Raw genomic sequence first — 7,979 nt, 5'->3', positions numbered from 1 at the left:
CCCGTCCCAAGGACCTCACCCCTGGTTAAAACACCAGGTGCACAAAAGCGCCGTTCATCACTTGCGGGGCGGGGTGGTGGTGCCGCGCACGATGAGCTGGGTTTCGGCCACGATCTGCGGAACGTCCGTGTTGTCCGAGTCCAGCCAGTCGAGCAACAGGTTCACCGCGGTGCGTCCCGCCTGCGCCACCGGCATTGCCACCGTTGTCAACGCGGGCGAGCAGAGCGCCGCGTACGTCAGGTCGTCGAACCCCGTCACGGACACGTCACCGGGAACGGAGATCCCGCGGTCCCGCAACCGCGCCAGCACGCCCAGCGCCATGATGTCGTTGTAGGCCACGATCGCCGTCGTGTCGGCCGCCACGGCCAGATCGGCCGCCTGCAGGCCACCCTCGTAGCGCGGCGCGAACGGTCCGAGATCCACCAGATCCACGCCGTGCTGGGCAACCGCCGACATCAGGCCGCGGCGACGCTCCTGGTTGGACCACGACGTGCGCGGCCCGTTGAGGTAGGCGATCCGCCGGTGTCCCAACGCGACGAGGTGGTCGATGATGGCGTGCATGCCACCGGCGGAATCCATCAAGGCGGCGGGCACTCCCGGCAGCCGCCGGTTGAGCAGCACCAGCGACGTCGCCCCTGCCACTTCGTAGATCTGCGAGTCCTCCAGGCCGGGCGCGCACAGCACGACGCCGTCGACCTGCTTGGCCATCGCGTGCACGAGCTTCGCCTCGGTGACCGGGTCCTCGTCGCTGTCGGCCACGAACACCGCGTAGTCGGCCTGCATCGCCCGCGCCTGCACGGCCTTGAGCACGCCCGTGAAGAACGGGTTGTCGAGGTCGGGCACGACGATGCCGATGTTGCCGGTCTTGCCGGTGATCAGCCCTCTGGCCGCCCGGTTGGGCTGGTAGCCGAGGTCGGAGGCGGCAGCCAGCACCCGTGACCGGGTCTCCGGGCGCACCAGCTCGGGAGATGTCAGCGCACGCGAAACGGTGGCGACCGATACGTGCGCCCTGCGTGCCACGTCGCGGATGGTGACTGCCACTTGTACCTCACCCTCAGCTGCCGGTTGAAACAATCATGACGGGTCAGGTCCTAAGCCGGTTCTTTGAGTCTCGTGACGAGCTGGGTCGGGTTCACGAACCGCAGCGCGATCACGAGGAGCAGCAGCATAGAACCGGTGTAGATCACGGCCATCGAGTCGACCATCTGCTGTGGCCGGATGCCCGCCGACGACATCGCCTCGTACAGCGACACGACCAGGGTCTGGCTGGTCGGTCCCGCGGTGAGGAACGTCAGTTCGAACATGCCCACCGTCCGCACGAGCACGAGGATCGATGCTGCCAGGATGCCCGGCACCAGCAAGGGGGCCAGCACGCGGGTGAAGATGGCGACCGTGTTGGCCCCGCACATCCGCGCCGCCGCCTCGATCTTCGTGTCGATCTGCTCGATGAACGGTGTCATCGTCAGCACCACGAACGGCACCGCCGGGACGAGGTTCGCCGCGATCACCCCGGCCATGCTGCCCGCCAGGTGGAACTTGTACAGCACCGTGGCGAGCGGGATGCCGTACGTCATCGGCGGCATCAGGATCGGCAGCAGGAACAGCACGTTGAGCAGCTTCTTGCCGGGGAAGTTCCGCCGTGCCAGCGCGTAGGCCGTCGGGACTCCGATCAGGACGGAGATGACGACCACCGCGATCGCGACCTGGAACGTGACAACCAGCACGTCCAGCAGCCGGTAGTCGCGCCACGCCTCGCCGTACCACTTGCCGGTGTACCCGTCCGGCAGCCAGGTGCCGAACCACGACTCGGCGAACGAGTTCGTGACGACGGCGCCGACGATGCCGGCCAGGTTCAGCATGAAAAAGGCCAGAGCGCCCCAGGTCAGCCACACGGCCGGACGTGCTTTCATCCTTTGCCTCCCGTGGCGCCGCGGTAGAGGGTCGTTCGCCAGATCAGCACCACGCCGATCACGATCAGCATCACCAGCGCCATCAGCATCGCGATCGCCGAACCCATCGCGAAGTCGTTGTCCCGCAACGCCGTCTCGTACGCGGCGATCGACATCACGTGCGTCTCGCCGGCCGGGTTGCCGACCATGACGGCGGACGGGAACACCGAGAACGCGAGCACGAACGACAGGCAGAACGTCACGGCGAGGCCCGGCGCGAGCAACGGCATCGTGATGGTGCGGAACCGTTGCCGTTTCGAGGCACCCAGGGTCGCCGCCGCCTGTTCCAGCGTCGGGTCGATGCCCGACAGGTACGACAGCGTCAGCAGGAACGCGAACGGGAAGCCGGTGATGATCAGCGAGAACAGCACGCCCCAGTAGTTGTGGGTGAGCCTCGCCGGTTCGTCAGCGCCCAGCGCGAGCCAGATGCGGTTGAACCACCCCGTCGGCCCGAAGAACGCGAGAAGTCCTTCCGCCGTCAGCACGGTGCCGAGGGTGATCGGCACGACGAGCAACGTGGTGAGCGCTCGCTTGCCCCGGAACCTCCCGCGCATCCGGAACGCAATCGGGATCGACGCCAGCACGTTGAACAACGCCGCCGGGAGGCCGAGCCGCAGCGTGATCCAGACGGTCTCGGCCAGATACTCGTCGGAGAAGAACGTGACGTAGTTCTGGAACGGGCTCCCGCCGCTCTTCGGCTGGAACGACAGCTGCAGCCCGTAGAGGAACGGGTAGACGAACAGCAGCACCACGAACACCGCGCCCGGCACCAGCAGCCACAGGACGCGGTCGACGCCCTTCTCGGCCAGCCGGTGCCGCAGCGAGGCCCTCTCCAGCACGGCCGTCATGAGAACACCAGCACTCGTTCGACCGGCACCTTCAACCTGATGGCGTCGCCGGGAGCCAGCCGCGAGTTCGTGCGGACGTGCAGCTGCGTGCCGTCCCGCAGCCGTGCCTCCACCGCCTGCTCACGACCGTGGTACTCGACGATCTCGACGGTGGCGTCGAGCGTGTTCTCGCCGGCCTCGGTCACCACCGCGAAGTCCTCCGGCCTGACCGCCGCGACCGCGTGATCGGCGAGCTCTTCCCGTTTGACGCCAACGAGTTCCACGCCATCGGCCCGCACGGTCGCCCGCTCGTCGTCCTGCGCCGTCACGGTCACCGGGATCATGTTGCGGTAGCCCATGAATCCGGCCACGTACCGGTTGACCGGATGCGCGTAGACCTCCTCGGGCGAGCCGACCTGCTGCACCTCGCCCAGCCGCAGCACCACCAGCCGGTCGGCGAGTGCCAGCGCCTCCTCCTGGTCGTGCGTGACGTAGACGGTCGTGAGCCCCAGCGACTGGTGCAGCCGGCGGATCTCGGTGCGCATCTCCAACCGCAGCGCGGCGTCCAGATTGGACAGTGGTTCGTCCATCAGGACCAGCGGCGGTTCCAGCACGATCGCGCGGGCGATCGCCACCCGTTGCTGCTGACCGCCGGAGAGCTGGGCCGGGAACTTGTGCTGGTGTTCCTCCAGCTGGACGAGCCGCACCGCCTCGTCCACCCGCCGGGTCAGCTCGGCCTTGGGGGTCTTGCGCATCGACAGGCCGAACCCGATGTTGCGCCGCACCGACATGTGCGGGAACAGCGCGTAGTTCTGGAACACCATCCCGAACCCGCGCTTCTCGGGCGGCAGGTCGTCGATCCGCCTGCTGTCGAGCGTGATCCGCCCGCCGGTCAACGGCAGCAGGCCCGCCAGGCAGTTGAGCGCCGTGGACTTCCCGCACCCCGACGGCCCGAGCAGGGCGACGAACTCGCCGCCCTTGATCGTCAGGTCCATGCCCTTGAGGGCAAGGGTGTCACCGAACGCGCGCCGCACGTGGTCGAGGTGCAGCTCGGCGAAACGCTGGCCCGTCACTACTTCTTACCGATCTCTCGGTCCCACCGCTGGAACGCCTTCACCTGCTGCGCCGCCGGCAGCGACTGCTCCTTGGGGTTGTCGGAGATCAGCTTGTCGTACTCGGCGCGGCCGAACTTCGCGATGGCGTCCTTGGACTCCTGCGGCGCCATGTCGAGCGTGACGTCCTTGACCGCGGGACCGGGGTAGAAGTACCCCTTGTCGTACGCCTTCGCCTGCTGCTTGGGATCCAGCATGAACTTGATGAGCGCGAGGTTCGCCGACAGCACGTCGGACGACACTCCCTTCGGGACGACGGCGTAGTGCGCGTCGGTGACCCAGTGGAAGCCCTTGAACGTCGAGATCTTCATGCCCTCCGGCACCGAGCCGAGCACGCGCGGGTTGATGTCCCAGCCGGTGGTGGAGGCGACCATCCACGACGTGCCGTTGGCGAGGTTCTTCATGACGTCGGTCGTGCCGCCGGGGTAGTTGTCGACGTACTGGCCCAGTTCCTTGAGGTACGCCCAGGTCTTCTCCCAGCCCTTCTCCGGGTCCTTGGGGTCGGAGTCGCCGAGCAGGTACGGCAGTCCCATGAGGAACGTCCTGCCGGGACCGGAGTTCGCCGGCCGCGCGTACTGGAACTTGCCGGGATGCGCCTTGGCCCACTCGAGCAGCTCGGCCGGCGACGTCGGCGGCGTCGGCACCTTCGCCGGGTCGTACTCCAGCAGCGGGCCCGCGGGGTAGTAGGTGACGGCGACGCCCTGGCCCTGCGCGAGCTTCTGCATCTCCCACGCGGGCGGGAGGTAGGTCTTCTCCAGGTCCGGCAGCTTCGCCGAAAATCCGGGGAGCAGTTCGTAGACGAGCTTCTGCTCGATGACCGACGACAGGCCGTCCGTGCCCGTGAGCACGAGGTGTGTCTGGGAGTTGCCGGAGTTCTGCTCGGCCTTGAGCTTGCCCGGCATGTCCGGCGCGGTCGCCTTGGTGTAGTTGACCTTGCTGATGACGTCCGGGTTGGTCTTGACGAACTCGTCGATCATGCCTTGGGTGAGCTGCAGGTTGCCTGCCACGTCGAGCACGTTCAGCTCGACGGGTTTCGACGGCTTGTCCGGGACGGTGGTGGGCGCGTTCTGCGCCTGCGGGGTCTCGGGCGCACCACACGCCGTGACCACCAACAGGGCGGGGATGACGAGCTGTAACTTCCTTGTCCAGCGCATCTCGGGGCTCCCTAACTGACTCTGGACCTGGCGCTCGAAAACGTTTACGGTTTTTCTGTAACACTCGTACACCCGCCGCCGGGTCGAACGCAATGCCGCCGCACAACCCATTCCCGACGAAAGTGGGAGGCTCCTGTGGCACCCCGTTCACGGCGGTTGCCGGTCACCAGAACCGGCATCCTGGCCACTGCGCTCGCGGTGGCGGTGACCTCGCTCGTCTCCGCGGCGCCCCAGGCGTCCGCCGCGGATGTCCTGCTGTCCCAAGGCAAACCAGCGACCGAGTCGTCGTCCGGTGGCGCGAACTACGCGCCCAGGAACGCCTTCGACGGCAACTCGGGCACGCGCTGGGCCAGCAAGGCGAACGTCGATCCGGCCTGGATCCGCGTCGACCTCGGCGCGTCCGCGAACATCAGCCGGGTCCGGCTCCAGTGGGACCTCTCGTGCGCCAAGGCGTACCGGGTCGAGACCTCCGAGGACGACTCGAGCTGGACGCCGATCCACAGCACGGCCGACGGCAAGGGCGGCGTCGAGGACCTGACGGTCACCGGGCGGGGCCGTTATGTCCGCGTCCACGGCACGACTCGGTGCCGCACCGGCACGTCGTACGGCTACTCCCTGCAGGAGTTCCAGGTCTTCGGCAGCACCGGCATCGTGGACCCCGAGCCGCCGTCGCCGCCGTCGGACCTCGTCGCGTCGGAGATCAAGTCCGACTCGGCGAAGCTGACCTGGAAGGCCGCGACGGACAACGTCGGCGTGACGTCCTACGACATCTACAACCTCGGCCAGTTCCAGAAGACCGTGCCGGGCAACACGCTCAGCACCGTTATGACCGGCTTGAAGCCGAACGTGACGTACGGCTTCTACGTCAACGCGCGCGACGCGGCGGGCAACGTCTCACAGGCGTCCAACACCGCGGAGTTCAAGACACCGCCCGCGCAGGACGACCCGATCCCGCCGACCGCGCCGAAGAACCTGCGCTCCACCGGCGTGACGGCGAACTCCGTGTCGCTCGCGTGGGATCCGGCGACGGACAACGTCGGTGTGACCCGCTACGAGGTCTACACGGGATCGACGAAGGTCGGTGACGCGACCGGCACGTCCGCGACGATCGGCGGCCGCACCGCCAACACCGAGTACACGTTCACGGTCAAGGCCTTCGACGCGGTGGGCAACCCCTCGCCCGCCTCGAACGCGGTGACGGTGAAGACCCGTCCCGGCGGCGACCAGGTCGGTGCCGTCACGCAGATCGCGACCGACAACGACGTGCCGTGGGGCCTCGCTTTCCTGCCCAACGGCGACGGCATCTACTCGCGTCGCGACGCGCAGGACATCGTGCGGATCACGCCGTCGGGCCAGAAGACCAGTCTGGGCAAGGTTCCCGACGTCTCCGGCACCAACGGCGAGGGCGGTCTGCTCGGCATCGAGCTGTCGCCGACGTTCGCCGCGGACGGCCTGATCTACATCTACCACACGTCCGCGAACGACAACCGGATCGTGCGCGCGAAGATCGTGGGCAACTCGCTGACCGGCTGGCAGACGCTGCTGACCGGCATCCCGCGCAACAAGTTCCACAACGGCGGCCGCCTGCGCTTCGGTGCCGACGGCAAGCTCTACGCGGGCACCGGTGACGGCCAGAACAAGGCCAACGCGCAGAACAAGCAGTCGCTGGGCGGCAAGGTCCTGCGCCTGAACCCGGACGGCACCGCGCCGAGCGACAACCCGTTCTTCGGCGAGGGCGGCAACGCGCGTTACGTCTGGACCTACGGCCACCGCAACGTCCAGGGCCTCGCCGTGGACTCGCAGGGCCGCATGTGGCAGGCGGAGCTCGGCGACGGCACGATGGACGAGATCAACCTGCTGCAGAAGGGCGGCAACTACGGCTGGTCGAACTGCGAGGGCACCTCGGGCAACTGCAGCGGCTACATCGCGCCCAAGAAGACCTTCCCGGTGAGCAGCGCCTCACCGTCGGGTCTCGCGATCGTGAACGACGTGCTGTTCCTCGCCGCCCTGCGCGGTGAGCGGCTGTACCGGATCCCGATCACCGGCTCGTCGCTCGGCACGCCCAAGGCCCACTTCCAGGGCACCTACGGCCGGCTGCGCACCCCGGAGCCGGCGCCGGACGGCTCGCTGTGGGTCACCACGTCCAACGGTGACAAGGACTCCACGGCGGGCAACAGCAACACCAAGATCCTCAAGGTGGCGCTGAACTAGGGGCGCGCTCCCACAGGCAGCTCGCCGTCGATGAAGGGCTCCTTCCTCCACCTGACGTGGATGAAGGAGCCCTTCATCGATCGCCCGGCCCAGCCCCGGCCGACAGGCCGTTCAGGAGCAGCGTGATCAACCGCCGCGGGTCGTAGCGCGGGTCGTCGCCCCGTCCGATGCACAGGTTCCCGATCCCGCGCATCAGCTCGTACGGCTGAATCCCTTCCCGGATCTCGCCGGCCTGCACCGCCGCGTCGAGCAGCTCCCCGCACACCGGTCCCAGCCGGTCGAGGAAGTACGCGTGCAACGACTCGAAGCCGCTGCTGTCGGACTGCAACGCGTTCGCCAGCCCGTGCTTGGTCACCAGGAAGTCCACGAACAGATCAACCCACCGCCGCAGCGCTGCCAGCGGTGAGTCCTCTTCGGACAGCAACGCCGGTCCCGCCTCCGCACACGCCTCGACCTGGTGCCGGTACACGGCGACGACGAGGTCGGCACGGGTGGGGAAGTGGCGGTAGATCGTCCCCATCCCGACGCCCGCCTCGGCCGCGATCTCGCGAATGGGCGCGTCGACGCCGGACCTGACGAACACCTCGGCCGCGGCGGCGAGCAACGTCTGCTCGTTGCGCACGGCATCGGCCCGCTTGCGTGGTGGCACAGCGCTCCTTCCCGGACGGTTGACAAAGCGGAACAGCGCTCCGTATCGTTCCGGAACGTCGCTCCACTTACGGCGAC

7 protein-coding genes are annotated in these 7,979 nt (G+C 67.9%); 1 reads left to right on the top strand and 6 read right to left on the bottom strand.

The features are described 5' to 3' along the window. Nucleotides 1–57: 57 nt before the first annotated feature. The 5 genes from IEZ09_RS30245 to IEZ09_RS30225 are packed head-to-tail and all read right to left on the bottom strand — an operon-like array spanning nt 58 to nt 5,042. Nucleotides 58–1,041 (bottom strand): LacI family DNA-binding transcriptional regulator, encoded by a 984-nt coding sequence (locus IEZ09_RS30245; protein WP_189257193.1) that lies wholly within the window; start codon nt 1,039–1,041, stop codon nt 58–60. Nucleotides 1,042–1,091: 50 nt separating this feature from the next. Beyond that, nucleotides 1,092–1,910, bottom strand: coding sequence for an ABC transporter permease (locus IEZ09_RS30240; RefSeq protein ID WP_189257192.1), 819 nt, complete (start codon nt 1,908–1,910; stop codon nt 1,092–1,094). Then, nucleotides 1,907–2,797: an ABC transporter permease gene (locus tag IEZ09_RS30235; protein WP_189257191.1), complete on the bottom strand. Its 891-nt coding sequence runs from the start codon at nt 2,795–2,797 to the stop codon at nt 1,907–1,909. The genes IEZ09_RS30240 and IEZ09_RS30235 overlap by 4 nt, the downstream gene beginning before the upstream one ends. Then, on the bottom strand, nt 2,794–3,849 hold the full coding sequence (locus IEZ09_RS30230) for an ABC transporter ATP-binding protein (protein ID WP_229813084.1): 1,056 nt from the start codon (nt 3,847–3,849) through the stop codon (nt 2,794–2,796). Before IEZ09_RS30230 ends, IEZ09_RS30235 begins: the two co-directional genes overlap by 4 nt. Next, the gene (locus IEZ09_RS30225; protein WP_189257190.1) at nt 3,849–5,042 is read right to left on the bottom strand and encodes an extracellular solute-binding protein; all 1,194 of its coding nucleotides are present in this window, start codon (nt 5,040–5,042) and stop codon (nt 3,849–3,851) included. Before IEZ09_RS30225 ends, IEZ09_RS30230 begins: the two co-directional genes overlap by 1 nt. A gap of 135 nt (nt 5,043–5,177) precedes the next feature. Here IEZ09_RS30225 and IEZ09_RS30220 point away from each other — a divergent pair, with 135 nt between their 5' ends. Beyond that, nucleotides 5,178–7,253, top strand: a complete 2,076-nt coding sequence (locus IEZ09_RS30220; protein WP_229813083.1) for a PQQ-dependent sugar dehydrogenase — start codon at nt 5,178–5,180, stop codon at nt 7,251–7,253. Between the two features lie 73 nt (nt 7,254–7,326). Here the strand turns inward: IEZ09_RS30220 and IEZ09_RS30215 are convergent, their stop codons facing one another. Then, nucleotides 7,327–7,902 (bottom strand): TetR/AcrR family transcriptional regulator, encoded by a 576-nt coding sequence (locus IEZ09_RS30215; RefSeq protein ID WP_229813082.1) that lies wholly within the window; start codon nt 7,900–7,902, stop codon nt 7,327–7,329. Between the last annotated feature and the right edge of the window lie 77 nt (nt 7,903–7,979).

The sequence above is a fragment of the Lentzea flava genome (assembly GCF_014648475.1).
GTDB lineage: Bacteria > Actinomycetota > Actinomycetes > Mycobacteriales > Pseudonocardiaceae > Lentzea > Lentzea flava.
This window is presented reverse-complemented; position numbering and strand designations above follow the sequence as displayed.

Coding starts and splice junctions, on each gene's coding strand:
- IEZ09_RS30240 (WP_189257192.1), bottom strand. CDS start 1,910: ATGAAAGCACGTCCGGCCGTGTGGCTGACCTGGGGCGCTCTGGCCTTT.
- IEZ09_RS30235 (WP_189257191.1), bottom strand. CDS start 2,797: ATGACGGCCGTGCTGGAGAGGGCCTCGCTGCGGCACCGGCTGGCCGAG.
- IEZ09_RS30225 (WP_189257190.1), bottom strand. CDS start 5,042: ATGCGCTGGACAAGGAAGTTACAGCTCGTCATCCCCGCCCTGTTGGTG.